Source organism: Ralstonia sp. SET104 (genome assembly GCF_003851545.1).
In the GTDB taxonomy this organism is placed as follows: domain Bacteria; phylum Pseudomonadota; class Gammaproteobacteria; order Burkholderiales; family Burkholderiaceae; genus Ralstonia.
The window spans coordinates 412153-425600 of record NZ_BHVX01000002.1 but is presented as its reverse complement, the minus strand read 5'-3'; the positions used below and the strand labels follow the sequence as shown (position 1 = coordinate 425600).

14 protein-coding genes and 1 pseudogene are annotated in these 13448 nt (G+C 63.4%); 5 read left to right on the top strand and 10 right to left on the bottom strand.

Annotation, left to right across the window (positions count from 1 at the left end):
• Positions 1-106: 106 nt before the first annotated feature.
• Positions 107-1543, bottom strand: coding sequence for an aldehyde dehydrogenase family protein (locus tag PSUB009319_RS04605; RefSeq protein WP_124381066.1), 1437 nt, complete (start codon positions 1541-1543; stop codon positions 107-109).
• A gap of 155 nt (positions 1544-1698) precedes the next feature.
• Here PSUB009319_RS04605 and PSUB009319_RS04600 point away from each other — a divergent pair, with 155 nt between their 5' ends.
• A complete protein-coding gene (locus tag PSUB009319_RS04600; protein ID WP_124381065.1) occupies positions 1699-2226 on the top strand; it encodes a hypothetical protein in 528 nt (175 codons plus the stop codon).
• Positions 2227-2274: 48 nt separating this feature from the next.
• On the opposite strand, the gene PSUB009319_RS04595 is transcribed toward PSUB009319_RS04600, so the two are convergent.
• From PSUB009319_RS04595 to queE, 5 genes are all read right to left on the bottom strand, one after another.
• Positions 2275-3897, bottom strand: coding sequence for an ABC-F family ATPase (locus PSUB009319_RS04595; RefSeq protein WP_124381064.1), 1623 nt, complete (start codon positions 3895-3897; stop codon positions 2275-2277).
• Between the two features lie 123 nt (positions 3898-4020).
• On the bottom strand, positions 4021-4947 hold the full coding sequence (gene ldcA / locus PSUB009319_RS04590; RefSeq protein ID WP_124381063.1) for a muramoyltetrapeptide carboxypeptidase: 927 nt from the start codon (positions 4945-4947) through the stop codon (positions 4021-4023).
• Complete coding sequence (tadA, locus tag PSUB009319_RS04585) at positions 4944-5498, bottom strand: tRNA adenosine(34) deaminase TadA (RefSeq protein WP_124381062.1); 555 nt, start codon at positions 5496-5498, stop codon at positions 4944-4946. The genes ldcA and tadA overlap by 4 nt, the downstream gene beginning before the upstream one ends.
• A 19-nt stretch (positions 5499-5517) precedes the next feature.
• Entirely contained in the window at positions 5518-5994 is a 477-nt protein-coding gene (queD, locus tag PSUB009319_RS04580; protein WP_124381061.1) for a 6-carboxytetrahydropterin synthase QueD, read from the bottom strand.
• Positions 5995-6063: 69 nt separating this feature from the next.
• Positions 6064-6702 carry a 7-carboxy-7-deazaguanine synthase gene (queE, locus tag PSUB009319_RS04575; RefSeq protein ID WP_124381060.1) on the bottom strand — a complete coding sequence of 213 codons (639 nt, stop codon included), beginning with the start codon at positions 6700-6702 and terminating at the stop codon, positions 6064-6066.
• A 322-nt stretch (positions 6703-7024) separates the two neighbouring features.
• On the opposite strand from queE, the pseudogene PSUB009319_RS23390 reads away from it, so the two are divergent.
• From PSUB009319_RS23390 to PSUB009319_RS04565, 3 genes and pseudogenes are all read left to right on the top strand, one after another.
• Positions 7025-7183, top strand: a pseudogene (locus PSUB009319_RS23390) (2-hydroxychromene-2-carboxylate isomerase); the annotation flags it as partial.
• 3 nt (positions 7184-7186) lie between these two features.
• A complete protein-coding gene (locus tag PSUB009319_RS23125) occupies positions 7187-7312 on the top strand; it encodes a hypothetical protein (protein ID WP_260392876.1) in 126 nt (41 codons plus the stop codon).
• A 27-nt stretch (positions 7313-7339) separates the two neighbouring features.
• Entirely contained in the window at positions 7340-8554 is a 1215-nt protein-coding gene (locus PSUB009319_RS04565) for an MFS transporter (protein WP_124381059.1), read from the top strand.
• Between the two features lie 184 nt (positions 8555-8738).
• Here the strand turns inward: PSUB009319_RS04565 and thpR are convergent, their stop codons facing one another.
• The 3 genes from thpR to pcaH all read right to left on the bottom strand — a co-directional run bounded on the left by thpR (position 8739) and on the right by pcaH (position 10913).
• Entirely contained in the window at positions 8739-9323 is a 585-nt protein-coding gene (thpR, locus tag PSUB009319_RS04560) for an RNA 2',3'-cyclic phosphodiesterase (protein ID WP_124381058.1), read from the bottom strand.
• Between the two features lie 145 nt (positions 9324-9468).
• Entirely contained in the window at positions 9469-10164 is a 696-nt protein-coding gene (gene pcaG, locus PSUB009319_RS04555) for a protocatechuate 3,4-dioxygenase subunit alpha (protein WP_124381057.1), read from the bottom strand.
• Positions 10164-10913 (bottom strand): protocatechuate 3,4-dioxygenase subunit beta, encoded by a 750-nt coding sequence (gene pcaH, locus PSUB009319_RS04550; RefSeq protein WP_124381056.1) that lies wholly within the window; start codon positions 10911-10913, stop codon positions 10164-10166. Before pcaH ends, pcaG begins: the two co-directional genes overlap by 1 nt.
• Before the next feature lie 93 nt (positions 10914-11006).
• Here pcaH and pcaQ point away from each other — a divergent pair, with 93 nt between their 5' ends.
• Positions 11007-11957, top strand: a complete 951-nt coding sequence (pcaQ, locus tag PSUB009319_RS04545; protein WP_124381055.1) for a pca operon transcription factor PcaQ — start codon at positions 11007-11009, stop codon at positions 11955-11957.
• A 56-nt stretch (positions 11958-12013) separates the two neighbouring features.
• Here the strand turns inward: pcaQ and PSUB009319_RS04540 are convergent, their stop codons facing one another.
• The gene (locus tag PSUB009319_RS04540; protein WP_124381054.1) at positions 12014-13402 is read right to left on the bottom strand and encodes an L-cystine transporter; all 1389 of its coding nucleotides are present in this window, start codon (positions 13400-13402) and stop codon (positions 12014-12016) included.
• Between the last annotated feature and the right edge of the window lie 46 nt (positions 13403-13448).

Here is a 13448-nt window from a genome sequence, read left to right as displayed (position 1 = left end):
AAATCCCGTCCTGCTCGTTATGCCCTTCGATATCTTCGGAAAGACCTTAACTGAACGGCATTACGGCTTCGGCCGGGTTTTTCATTGGTGCTGCACGCTGAGCCAATCAGGCCGTCTGGGCAGGATTGAGCTGCATCGCCTTGTATTCCAGGAACTCCTCCAGCCCGTATTTGCCGTTCTCGCGCCCGTTGCCGGACTGCTTGTAGCCGCCAAACGGCGCCTGCATGTTGAACGGCCCGCCGTTGATATTGACCTGCCCCGTGCGGATGCGCCGCGCCACGCGAATCGCCCGCGCCTCGTCGCCCGACCACACACCACCGCCAAGGCCGTAGATGCTGTCGTTAGCAATGCGGACGGCCTCTTCCTCGTCGTCATAGCAGATAACGGTAAGCACGGGGCCGAAGATTTCTTCGCGCGCCACGGTATCGGTCGTCTTGACGTTGCCGAGCACCGTCGGCCGGACGAAGAAGCCGGTAGACAGGCCTTCCGGTGCGTCCGGGCCGCCAGTGATGAGGTCAGCGCCCTCTTCAATGCCCTTGCGGATGTAGCCCAGCACGCGATCGCGCTGCACGGCGGAGATCAGGGGCCCAAGGCGCGTGGTTTCCTGCGCCGGGTCGCCTGGCACGTAGCTGGCGGCAAACTGCGCGGCCAGCGCCTTGACCTCTTCGTACTTGGCGCGCGGCACCAGCATGCGCGTGTGCGCCGAGCACGTCTGCCCAGAGTTCAGGAAACACGCTGACAACGTGCCTTTGACCGCCGCCGACAGATCGGCGTCATCCAGAATCACCGAGGCAGACTTGCCGCCCAACTCCAGCGCCACGCGTTTGACCGACTGCGATGCCAGTTCGGCCACGCGCTTGCCGGCACGCGTCGAACCCGTGAATGACACCATGTCGACATCGGGGTCGCTTGCCAGCACCTCGCCCACCACCGGGCCATAGCCGGTGACAAGGTTGAACACGCCCGGCGGCAGACCGGCTTGTTCAATGACTTCGGCCAGCACGAACGCGTTGAGCGGCGCCACTTCCGACGGCTTGAGCACCACCGTGCAACCGGCTGCCAGCGCGGGGGCCACCTTGAGCGTGATCTGGTTGAGCGGGTAGTTCCACGGTGTGATGGCACCCACCACGCCCACCGGTTCGCGCACCACCAGCGAGTTGCCCACCTGCTCTTCAAACTCGAACTTGCCAAGCAGCTTGGCGAAATTGCCCCAGTTGAACACTGGGCCGCCCACCTGGATGGCGCGCGCCAGCTTGATCGGCATGCCGACCTCGCTGGCAATCAGCTGGGCCAGTTCTTCGCTGCGGGCGTGCAGGCCATCGGCGATCTTCTGGATGTATTCCGCGCGTTTGGCCACCGGCGTGGCGGCCCAACTGTCGAATGCGGCGCGAGCGGCAGCCACGGCGGCTTCGGCGTCGGCGGCGCTGCCCTCAGGGATCGTCCCCATCACAACTTCAGTAGCCGAATGAATCACTTCAATGACGCCCTTGCCCTGCGGCGCCACCCATTTGCCATTGATGAAAAGCTTGTCGCGTTGCTGCATCGTTGGTCGTCTCGCTCTGGTGGATGCGCGGTTTGCGCGTTGTGCTATCCGGGTTTGCGACTAAGACCGCTATCGCTACCCGGGCGGTTATGATCGTTCTATTGTAGAGCCAGCAGAGCGCGCATTGCAGACGCGCCGGGCCGAGGGAGACAAGCATGACCACCAGCATCTACCAGAAAACCGATAAAGGTCAGGACGAGATCCGCACACGTGCGCACCACCTGGACCAACGCCACCGCGCGGTGCTCCTGATGATCAACGGCGAGAAGACCTGCGACGACATCCTGGCGCAACTGCAGCCGCTTGGCATGACGCAAGCGGTGTTCGATGCGCTGGAACACGACGGGTATATCCGCCCGCACGTGCACGGCGCCGCTGCGGTGAAGGCTGCACCGGCTGCTGCAGCGGCACCGACTGAAGCCGCCCCTGCAGCGGCCGCGTCAAGCGAGCCGAGTGCCGAAGGTTATCAACGCCTCTATCGCTTCTACACCGAAACCATCAGCCGCTACCTCGGCCTGCGTGGTTATCTGCTGGAGATGAAGGTGGAGAAAGCCGGCAACGTAGACGAACTCGTTGCCCTGCGTGAGACGCTCAGGGCCGCGCTGGCCAAGACGCGCGGCGAGCCCGATACCCACAACGTAATCGCCCAGCTCGACCTGCTGATCGACGAGGCCACCGGCTAAGCCTGCGCCGGGAAATAAAAAAGGCGGCACTCGTGGCCGCCTTTTGGCTTAGATTTCGACGCCCTGGCTTTGCAGGTATTCGTCGTACGTGCCGAGGTAGTCGGTGAGCGTGCCGTCCGGGCGCACCTCGATCACGCGCGTGGCCAGGGCGCTGATCAACTCGCGGTCATGCGACACGAAGATCAAGGTGCCCTCGAACTTGTCGAGCGCGATCTGCAACGATTCAATCGACTCCATGTCCATGTGGTTGGTCGGCTCGTCCAGCGCCAGCACGTTGTGGCGGCCGAGCATGAGCTTGCCCCAGATCATGCGGCCCTTCTCGCCACCCGAGAGCACCTTGACGTTCTTCTTGATGTCGTCGGCCGAGAACAGCAGGCGACCCATCGTGCCGCGCAGCGATTGGTCGTCGTCACCGGCCTGCGTCCACTGGCTCATCCAGTCCATCAGGTCGCGGTCTTCAGGGAATTCTTCGTAGGTGTCCTGCGGCATGTAGCCGACGTTGGCGTTCTCGGCCCACTTGACGGAGCCGCCGTCGATCTCAATGCCGCGCTGCACGCCGGTCTTCACGGCGCCGTTCAGCAGGCTGCGCAGCAGCGTGGTCTTGCCCGCACCGTTCTCACCGATGATGGCGATCCGCTCGCCCGCGCGCACGGCCATCGTCAGACCGTCGAAAATCTTGCGGTCGTACGTCTTGCGCGCGTTCTCGGTTTCCACCGCCAGGTTGTGCAGCTTCTTCTCCATCTCGAAACGGACGAACGGGTTCTGGCGCGACGACGGTTTGATGTCTTCCACCTTGATCTTGTCGATCATCTTCAGGCGCGACGTGGCCTGGCGAGCCTTGGACTTGTTGGCCGAGAAGCGGCGCACGAAGTCTTGCAGATCCGAGATGCGCTCCTTGGCGCGCGCATTGGCGGCCTGCAGGCGTTCGCGCGCCTGCATGGAGGCTTCCATGTAGTCGTCGTAATTGCCCGGGTAGACCTTGAGCGTGCCGTAGTCCATGTCGGCCATGTGCGTGCAGACCGAGTTCAGGAAGTGGCGATCGTGAGAGATGATGATCATGGTGGAGTTGCGCTCGTTGAGCACCGATTCCAGCCAGCGGATCGTGTTGATGTCGAGGTTGTTGGTGGGTTCGTCCAGCAGCAGGACATCCGGGTTGGAGAACAGCGCCTGTGCCAGCAGCACGCGCAGCTTCCAGCCGGGCGCGACATTGCTCATCGGGCCGCTGTGCTGATCGGTCGGAATGCCAACGCCCAGCAGCAGCTCGCCCGCGCGTGCCTCGGCGGTGTAGCCATCGTATTCGGCGTACTTGGCCTCCAGATCGGCGGCCTTCATGTAGTCGTCGTCGGTCGCGTCCGGGTTGGCGTAGATGGCATCGCGCTCTTGCGCGGCAGCCCACATTTCGGTGTGGCCCATCATCACCACGTCCAGCACGCGCATGTCTTCATAGGCGAACTGGTCCTGACGCAGCTTGCCCAGGCGCACGCCCGGCTCCAGCATCACGTTGCCAGCGCTCGGTTCCAGATCGCCGCCGAGGATCTTCATGAAGGTCGACTTGCCGCAGCCGTTGGCACCGATCAGGCCGTAGCGATTGCCCTCGCCAAACTTGACCGAGATGTTCTCGAACAAGGGCTTGGGCCCGAACTGCATGGTGATGTTGGCGGTGGAAAGCACGTGGAAACCTTGATTTGGAAAGCGGTGATCTGGCGCGGCAAGCATTTGCCGGATGCCATTTGGAGAACCTGGGATTTTACCACCCGAGCGTGACCCGGATGGGCGAGCGGCTTACAGGATGACCTACCCGAGCAATGTCGGATACCCCGACAAGTGCAGCGTAAAGCCCGTGGCATCGATATCCAGTTCTGCCTGCGCGCCAATCGGCAACGTCGCCTTGGTCGGGCAATGGCCGAACGGCAAACCGGTAATGACCGGAATCGACAGATGTTCGGCCAGGTAATCGCGCATGGCGCCAAAGTCGTAGCCAGCGTCGTATGGCGTGGTGCGATAGCCGGAAAAATCACCCAACACCAGCGCCTGCTGAGCGTCCAGCACACCAGCCTGCTGCAATTGCAGCAGCATGCGCTCGACCCGGTAGGGGTGCTCGTTGATGTCCTCAACAAACAGGATGCCGTCGCGGATTGCCGGCATGTATGGCGTGCCGACCAGGCTGCACAGCATGGCCAGATTGCCGCCCCACAGCGTGCCGGCATAGCGGCCTGGGTGCGCACAGCCCGTGGGCTGCGGCACGTTCACGCGCAGCGAATACGTCGGGGTGCGCAGGATGCCCCAGAAGTGCTCGACCATGAACGGATCCACCGCTTCGAGCCCGAAATCCGAGCACAGGTGCGGGCCGGCAAACGTCACCCCGCCCGTGGCGGCCAAATACGCCAGCGAGAACACCGTGAAATCGCTGTGGCCGACGATGATGGCGCCGGTCGCCTGCGCGCGGCGGCCGATCTCGATGAAGTCGATATGGTCAAGCAGGCGCGTGAGGCCGTAACCGCCGCGGATGGCCATGGCGATTTCCTGACCGCTGCCCGTACCGATCTGCTGCAAATCCGCCAGCCGCGCCAGTTCGCCGCCGGCAAAGCGCTGATGCTGTCGGCTCAGGCATTCACGATTGACGACCGTGCAGCCCTGCGCTTCAAGAAACGCAACGCCGCGCTCGGCAATGGCCGCATCGTTCGGGTAACCGGAAGGCGCAATCAGGCGGACGGTGGTCATGTGGCGGAGGTGGAATCGTCGGATTCAGCGCAAGCCAGCCGCGCAGCACGTTGGCTGGCGCGGCGCTCGGCGAAGAAAGCGCGCAGCATGTCGCCGCATTCCTGCGCGAGCACGCTGCCGGTGATGGTGGTCTGGTGGTTCAGGCGCGTCTCGGCAAACAGGTCGAGGATGCTGCCAGCGGCGCCGGTTTTGGGGTCGGGCGCGCCATAGACGACGCGCGCCACGCGGGCATGCAGCATGGCGCCGGCGCACATCACGCACGGCTCGAGCGTTACGAAGACTTCGCAGTCAGGCAGGCGGTAGTTGCCGAGCTTTTTTGCGGCCTGGCGCAGGGCGCGCATCTCGGCGTGCGCAGATGGGTCGTGTGTGCCGATCGGCGCGTTATAGCCGACGCCGACGATCTCGTTGCCGCGCACCACCACCGCGCCCACTGGCACCTCGCCCTGCCCCCACGCGAACTTGGCCTGCACCAGCGCCTGCTGCATCCAGTAACCGTCGCGCTCGTGCCCGGACATGTCAGCAGGCGGCGTGAGAATGTGCGGCGTGGTCATGCGGGTCTGGCAAGTCCGATCAATCCTGCTCGTGCGGGCGCGCGAGCTTGACGTCGGCCCAGCAGTTCGGGGTTTCGTACAGCACCAGCTTGGACAGGCGCAAATGGTGGCCGAACGTGTTGCGAAACACGGGCTCGAGAATATCGAACGCGACTTGCGCGAGATTCTCGACCGTCGGCACGTCGTTCAGTACGACGGTCTTGTGACCGCCCTCCATGCCGTTCAGGAACTCGACCAGCTTCGTGTCACCGCGATAGACGAGGAACGCATGGTCCCACAGATCAACGAGATGCTTGTTGGCGAGCTGTTTGACGTCGCCGAAGTCGAGGATCATGCCGTCGTCGGCGGCCTTGTCGTTGTGCAGGACAGCGCCTTCGAGCGTGAGTTCGAGCTGGTAGCGATGGCCGTGCAGGTTGCGGCACTGGCCGGCATGGCCCGGGATGCGGTGGCCGGCATCAAATTCGAGCCGGCGCGTGATGGAAACGGTCTTGGTCATGGAGCAAGGAGGCGGCAGCGGACGCCGCAAAACGGCTGAAACGACTGGGACAAAATGCTGCGGCCCGCCTTAGCGGATGCCCAGCATCTTATGGGTTTGCAGCGACAGGCGCCAGCGCGGCCGGCGCTGGCACAGTTCAACGGCGAGCGCCGTATTCTGCCGCGCAAGCGGGCCGTCCATGGCCTGCAGGAACAAATGCTGGAAATCCAGCCGTTCATATGCGTCGAGGTCTTGCCCGTCTTGCGGGATCACCACCTTCAGCTCATCGCCACGTGTAACGACCAGTTCCGAGCCCATCTTCGGGCTCACGCACACCCAGTCGATACCTTCAGGCACGGCGATGGTGCCGTTGGTCTCGATGGCGATCTCAAAGCCGCGTGCGTGCAGCGCGTCGATCAGCGGTGTGTCCAGTTGCAGCAGCGGTTCGCCGCCAGTGCAGATGACGAGCGGTTTGCCGCCCGTGGCGCTGGCCGGCCATTCGGCAGCGACGGTATCGGCCAAAGCGTCTGCGGTGGTGTATTTGCCGCCTTGCGTGCCGTCCGTGCCAACGAAATCGGTGTCACAGAACTGGCAGATGGCGGTGGCGCGATCGGCTTCGCGCCCGCTCCAGAGATTACAGCCGGCAAAGCGGCAGAAGACGGCTGCGCGGCCGGTGTTGGCACCTTCGCCTTGCAGCGTGTAGAAAATTTCCTTGACGGCGTAAGTCATGTCTGAACGGTGGCATTCACAGGAAAACACCGCAAAACCGATGCCTTTCCCGCGCAAACCGTACCAGTACCCACTAGTGAATAACCCGGTATTGTTTCACAAATCAGGCCTCCACGCAGTCGCTATCCGCAGAAGGACGCCAGCGTCACAAAGGAAAACGCGCCCTCCGGCGTCAGCCATGCCGCAAACGTTCGCGATGTGGCCGCGTGGATCTGCTCGCAAGCGGCGACCCAGGCCACGCATGCGTGCGGCCCATCCGAACTTGCGTGAAACCCGTTAAGCGCACACGGCACGCCACGCGCAGTGCCGACAGCGACACCACCTGCGCGAGCAACCATACGCCGCGCAGATTCGTGGCATCTTTGGCGCTCCTGCATTCTTTGTCGGCGACGCCATGTTCTGAAGCAATGACCGCCTGGACGACGCGCTCGCCTGCGCCGCAGCACTGCAGCCCAACCCCCATCCACCTCACACCGGATAGCCCATGCCGACCCAGATCGAAAAAGCCAACGCCTTCCGCGCGCTGCACGAGCGCAGCGGCACCTTCGACTTTGCGCGGGATGCCGCCAGCGGGGCCAAGCTCAACAGCCTCTTTGCGCCGTTTGCCTGACGCCCGCGGCCAAGCGCAAAATCAACCATGACACCCTCCCCAACCGACGCCGCACCTTCTGGCGGCCTGCGCCAGATTCCCGCCGGCATCTGGGTGCTCGGCTGCGTCAGCCTTCTGATGGACATCGCCTCCGAAATGATCCACAGCCTCCTGCCGCTGTTCATGGTGTCAGCGTTGGGCGCCAGCGCGTTGACGGTCGGGCTCGTCGAGGGGCTGGGTGAATCGACCGCGCTGGTCGTCAAGATCTTTTCCGGCACGCTGAGCGACTACCTCGGCAAGCGCAAGGGTCTGGCGGTATTCGGCTATGCGCTGGGCGCGCTCTCCAAACCGCTGTTTGCCATGGCACCCACGGCAGGCATTGTGCTGACGGCACGCCTGCTCGATCGCGTCGGCAAAGGCATCCGCGGTGCGCCGCGCGACGCGCTCGTCGCCGATATAGCACCCCCCGCGCTGCGCGGCGCCGCCTTCGGGTTGCGGCAATCGCTCGATACCGTGGGGGCGTTTCTGGGGCCGCTTCTGGCCGTCGGGTTGATGCTGCTGTGGGGCGATCATTTTCGCGCCGTGTTCTGGGTGGCCGTGATACCGGCTCTGCTATCGGTGGCGCTGCTGATGTTTGGACTGCGCGAGCCCGAGGCCCATAACGGCACTGGACGCACCAACCCGATCCGCCGCCACAACCTCAAGCGGCTGCCCGGCGCGTACTGGTGGGTCGTGATGATCGGCGCGGTCTTCGCACTTGCGCGCTTTTCCGAAGCGTTTCTGGTGCTGCGCGCCCAGCAAGGTGGCATTCCCATCGCGCTCGTGCCGCTGGTGATGGTGGCGATGAATGTGGTCTATTCGCTCACCGCATACCCGTTCGGCAAGCTCTCAGACCGCATGCGCCATACGAAGCTGCTGGCGCTCGGGCTGATTGTGCTGATCGCCGCTGATGCGGTGCTGGGCTTGTCTGCCCATTGGGGCGTGGTCCTCGTGGGCGTGGCGCTGTGGGGCGTGCATATGGGCATCACACAGGGCTTGCTGGCGACCATGGTGGCCGACACTGCACCGGCTGATTTGCGCGGCACCGCATACGGCATGTTCAACCTCGTGAGCGGGCTGGCCATGCTGGTGGCCAGCGTTCTGGCGGGGTTGCTGTGGGACCAGCTTGGCGCGGACGCGACATTCCACGCGGGTGCGGCGTTCTGCGTGCTGGCGCTGGGCCTGCTGGCGATGCGCCGGAAGCTTCCCGAGCCGATCAGATGACGGCAATTGCCACAGCAAACACTTGGGCGGCCGTAATGCGATCCATATTTGATTGATCGATTGCTGAAACGAATATGCGCATTCCAGGTGGTTTTTTGATCCAATCAGGCAGTCAGGCAACCAACGCTAGCGGCATCTCTGCAATCCCATCCGACTGGAGACACCTGGCGTAACGGCAGGCCGCTCAACCCTTGAGCGGCCAACGACCAAGTTCGTCGTAGCGCGTCTTGCCCAGCCAGCTATGGATGAGGACGAACTCGCGCACCGTCCAGGTGATGGGCTCGACCGCTTTCGGGGCAAAGCCGCCGCGGTCATACAGCAGCGTGATGTGCGGCTGGAAGTGCCCGTGCAGCAACGGCACGGCGGCATGCTGGAGCGCCCCGCCCAGCGCTGCCTGAAACGCCATCAAACCAGCCACACCTGCATCGCCCAGCAGCACAAACGGCCGACGATCGCGCCGGCCATGGAAGCTCACCACCTGGTTGAATGTGACATCGAATGGCGGCAACGCGAGGTTGCCCGCCGCGGCACGCACGCGCGCCACGACATCCTCGGGTGGCAAGTGAACGAAATCACCCAGGTGGTGCAGCGTGATATGCAGGCGCTCCGCACGCAGCGCCTTGCCCTTAAAGCCCACCACGGGCCGCAATTGTTCGATCAGCCCCGCGATGTGCCCTGCGGTGTCAGCGTCGGGCTTGATCGCCAGAAACAGGCGATGCGCGGGCAGTTGCGGAGTGGCTTCGAATCCGGGAAGGGTGAGTTGGGTCACGGCAGGGTCGTCAAACGCCGGCGGGCGATCCACCCATTATCGACGTCTGCATGACGTCTCGCTGAAAGTCCGGCTGACCGCATCAAAAACAACACCCGGCGAAGTGAACCTGCCGGGTGCGGTCTTTGCAGATGTCATGCAGCGATCAGATATCGAAGAACACCGTCTCCGCACCGCCATCGGGCGTGTCTTGCAGGCGCACGTCGAAGGTATAGACCACCTCGCCGTTACGTTCGCTGCGCTGTGCGATCAACGTCTTGCGGCGCACTTCCCATTCGATACCGTTCAGTATCGGATCGGTACCGTTGGCTGCGGTCTCATCGCTGAAGTACACGCGGGTGTGCAAGCCGAGGTTGATGCCGCGCGCAAACAGAATCATGCAGATGTGCGGTGCTTGTGTCGCGCCTGTGCGCCCGGCCACGGCGCCCGGCTTGATGGTATCGAACCGGTAGACGCCCGTATCAAAATCGGCGCCAGCACGGCCCCAGCCACGGAATGCCGGGTCGACGGGCTTGTCCTGGTGGTCGGCCGGGTGCGCGTATTTGCCGTCGGCGTTGGCCTGCCAGATCTCGATCAGCACATCGCGCACGAGCGAGCCGGAGCCATCGAAGACGCGGCCTTCCAGCGCAATGCGCTCGCCCCGCGTGGCGGGCGTGGTCAGCACACTGCCGAATTCCTTGTCGTAGATATCAAACCCTGCCTGGCGCGGCGCAAGGCCGATGTGCACATACGGGCCGCCCGTCTGTGAGGCGGTCTCGTTGAAATGCGCGAACGGCGGCGTTGTCGTCATGGCCGTTGCCTGGGCATGTTCGAGCGATTCACGGAGCGTGGTCGTGGTCATCACTTGGCTCCTTGCAGGGCGGGCACAGCGTTTTCGAAATGCGTGGCACGGCGCCCGCGCAGCGTGATGTCAAAGCGGTAGCAGCGCGCATCAAGCGGCACGTGGTTGGCCGTGTCGTGCAGCGCAATCAGGCCGCGCACCTGTTCTTCGCTAGGGATGGTCTTGATGATCGGGCACTGCGCGATCAGCGGATCGCCCTCGAAGTACATCTGCGTAATGAGGCGCTGCGCCCAGCCGTCACCCGAGAGCGAGTAATGGATGTGCGACGGGCGCCAGTCATTGATGCGGTTGCGCCACGGGTACGGGCCGGGCTTGATGGTGCGATAGACGTAATAGCCGTTGGCATCCGTCAGCATGCGGCCGCAGCCGCCAAAGTTCGGGTCGATCGGCGCGATGTACTGGTCTTTCTTGTGGCGGTAGCGGCCGCCTGCGTTCGCCTGCCAGACCTCCACCAGCGCGTGAGGCACGGGGCGGCCGAATTCGTCGCGCACGTAGCCGTGGACGATGATGCGCTCACCAATCGGCAAGCCTTCCTTGGCGTAGTTGAGGATGAGATCGTTGTCGAGCGCGCCGAGGTCGTCTGCACGAAACACCGGCGCGGTGGTTTCCGACAGCGTATTGAGCGTGGAGATGAGCGCGTTGCGCGGCGAGCGCAGCATGCTGGTCTTGTAGACGGGGGTCAGTGCGGGCGGATGCTGCGCGGTGTCGCGCTGGGCAAATTCGCCGGTGCCGGAAAGCGGCAGAGTCATGGGGCGTCTCCTTATGAAATCTTGGGAAGACTGTATCGCTGCCAAAAAGTGAAGTAAATTGACTTCTGATCGAAAAATCGATAACCAACCGTTATGGAAAGTACCTTCTCTGGCGACCTGCCGTCGCGCATCCGCTTCCGCCATCTGAGTTGCTTTGTCGCCATCGCGCAGGAACGCAGCCTGCGGCGGGCCGCCGAACGGCTGCATTTGAGCCAGCCGGCAGTGTCGAAAACGCTGGGGGAGCTGGAAGCGTTGGCCGGCGTGCAACTCGTGGAGCGCGGGCGGCAAGGCGCGCGGCTCACCGCTGCTGGGGAGCAATTTCTGCGGCACGCGGTGGGCGTGACACAGGCGTTGGAATCGGCCACCGCCGCGCTGATGGGCTCAACCGATGCGTCCGCGCCGGTCGTGCATGTGGGCGCCCTGCCCACTGTGGCAAGCAGCCTGCTGCCCCAGGCGATTGCCCATCTGCACACGCAACGCCCCCATGCCGGCGTGCGGCTGCGCACCGGCACCAATGTCGAATTGCTGACCGCGCTCAAGGCCGGCGAACTCGACTTCATCGTCGGGCGCATGGCCGAGCCGGACCGCATGCAGGGGCTGTCGTTCGAGTTGCTGTATACCGAGCCATTGGCGCTGGCCGTACGGCCTGGGCATCCGCTGCTGGCGCAGCCGGGGGCATCGGCGTCATTGCAGGCGGTGCTGGACTATCCGCTGGTCATCGCCACCTTGGGCACGGTGCCGCGCCATCACACCGAAGCCCTGTTCCAGACGCACGGGCTGCGCCTGCCGGCGGGCGTGACGGAAACGCTGTCTGTGTCCGTCGCGCGCCTGCTGGCGTGCCGATCCGACGCAGTTTGGATCACGCCCGAGCGCGCCGCCGGCGATGATTTTCAGCATGGTCAGCTTGTCCGCCTGAACATCGCCACCTCGGGTACCAAAGAGCCCGTCGGCCTGGTGCGCAGAAGCGCCGCCCCGCCCAGTGAACTGGCCAGCGCGTTCATGGAACTGCTGACCGAACTGGCACAGGCGCACTCGCACTATTGAAGCGCTCAAAAAAAATGCCGACCCCATGGCCGGCATCTCTTCTTCCAAAGCAGTGATCAACGATGCATCAGCTCTGGTTCATCACCGGCATCGAAGACACTTCGGTCAGTTTGCCCCAGCAATTGGCTGGTGATGGTCCCTGCAGTCATTGAGCCATTGACGTTAAGCGCCGTACGGCCCATGTCGATCAGCGGTTCGATGGAGATCAACAGCGCCACGAGCGTGACCGGCAAGCCCATGGCTGGCAGCACGATCAACGCCGCGAAGGTGGCGCCACCGCCAACCCCCGCCACGCCGACCGAGCTCAGGGTGACGATTGCCACCAGCGTCGCAATCCACACAGGATCGAACGGGTTGATGCCAACGGTGGGCGCCACCATCACCGCCAGCATGGCGGGATACAAGCCCGCGCAACCGTTCTGACCAATGGTGGTGCCGAACGACGCCGCAAAACTGGCGATCGATTCCGGCACGCCGATGCGCCGCGTCTGTGCCTCGATGCTCAGCGGAATAGTCGCCGCGCTCGAACGGCTCGTAAACGCGAAAGACAGCGCCGGCCAGACCTTGCGGAAGAAGCGAAGCGGATTGATGCCATTGAGCGTCAGCAGCACGGCATGCACGCCAAACATGATTGCCAGCCCCAGATAGGAAGCCACCACGAAGCCGCCGAGCTTGATGATGTCCTGCACGTTGGACACGGCAACCACGTTGGTCATCAGCGCCAGCACACCGTATGGAGTCAGGCGAATGACGAGTCGCACGAGTTTCATGACCCAGGCCTGCGCGGTGTCAATGGCGGCGAGCACGCGTTCGCCCTTCACTGCGTCATCCTTGAGCAGGTTCAACGCGGCCACACCCAGGAACGCCGCAAAGATCACCACGCCGATGATGGACGTCGGCTTGGCACCGGTCAGTTCGGCAAACGGATTCTTCGGGATAAAGGACTGCACCAGTTGCGGCACCGAAAGGTCTGCGACCTTGCCGGCGTAGTTGTCCTGGATTGCGGTCAGCCGCGCGGTTTCCTGCGCGCCTTGCACCAAGCCTTGCGCGGTCAGGCCGAACAGGTTGGTGACGAACACCCCGACCAGCGCGGAAATCAGCGTCGTGAGCAGCAGCGTGCCGATCGTCAGCGCGCTGATCTTGCCCAGCGATGCGGTGCTGTTGAGCTTGGCCACCGAATTCAGCACAGAGACCAGCACCAGCGGCATGACGATCATCTGCAGCAGCTGGATATAACCACCGCCGACAATGCTGAACCAGGAGATCGACTGTTTGAGCGTTGCGCTGTCGTCACCATAGATCAGGTGCAGCACCAGACCGAAGACGATACCGAGCACCATGCCCAGCAGCACGCGTTTGGCCAGGCTCCAGCTCGCGTTGACGCGGCCCAGAGCGATCAGAATGACGACAAAAGTCGAAATATTCAGTAAGAGCGGAACGTTCATTTTCTCTTTGTATTGCAGGCTGCAATCGAAATCGAGCCGGCATCTT

What these genes read in the sequence shown, in the direction of transcription:
- PSUB009319_RS04605 (WP_124381066.1), bottom strand. Translation starts at nt 1,543, where the DNA reads ATGCAGCAACGCGACAAGCTTTTCATCAATGGCAAATGGGTGGCGCCG.
- PSUB009319_RS04600 (WP_124381065.1), top strand. Translation starts at nt 1,699, where the DNA reads ATGACCACCAGCATCTACCAGAAAACCGATAAAGGTCAGGACGAGATC.
- ldcA (WP_124381063.1), bottom strand. Translation starts at nt 4,947, where the DNA reads ATGACCACCGTCCGCCTGATTGCGCCTTCCGGTTACCCGAACGATGCG.
- tadA (WP_124381062.1), bottom strand. Translation starts at nt 5,498, where the DNA reads ATGACCACGCCGCACATTCTCACGCCGCCTGCTGACATGTCCGGGCAC.
- queD (WP_124381061.1), bottom strand. Translation starts at nt 5,994, where the DNA reads ATGACCAAGACCGTTTCCATCACGCGCCGGCTCGAATTTGATGCCGGC.
- queE (WP_124381060.1), bottom strand. Translation starts at nt 6,702, where the DNA reads ATGACTTACGCCGTCAAGGAAATTTTCTACACGCTGCAAGGCGAAGGT.
- PSUB009319_RS23125 (WP_260392876.1), top strand. Translation starts at nt 7,187, where the DNA reads ATGCCGACCCAGATCGAAAAAGCCAACGCCTTCCGCGCGCTGCACGAG.
- PSUB009319_RS04565 (WP_124381059.1), top strand. Translation starts at nt 7,340, where the DNA reads ATGACACCCTCCCCAACCGACGCCGCACCTTCTGGCGGCCTGCGCCAG.
- pcaG (WP_124381057.1), bottom strand. Translation starts at nt 10,164, where the DNA reads ATGACCACGACCACGCTCCGTGAATCGCTCGAACATGCCCAGGCAACG.
- pcaH (WP_124381056.1), bottom strand. Translation starts at nt 10,913, where the DNA reads ATGACTCTGCCGCTTTCCGGCACCGGCGAATTTGCCCAGCGCGACACC.
- pcaQ (WP_124381055.1), top strand. Translation starts at nt 11,007, where the DNA reads ATGGAAAGTACCTTCTCTGGCGACCTGCCGTCGCGCATCCGCTTCCGC.
- PSUB009319_RS04540 (WP_124381054.1), bottom strand. Translation starts at nt 13,402, where the DNA reads ATGAACGTTCCGCTCTTACTGAATATTTCGACTTTTGTCGTCATTCTG.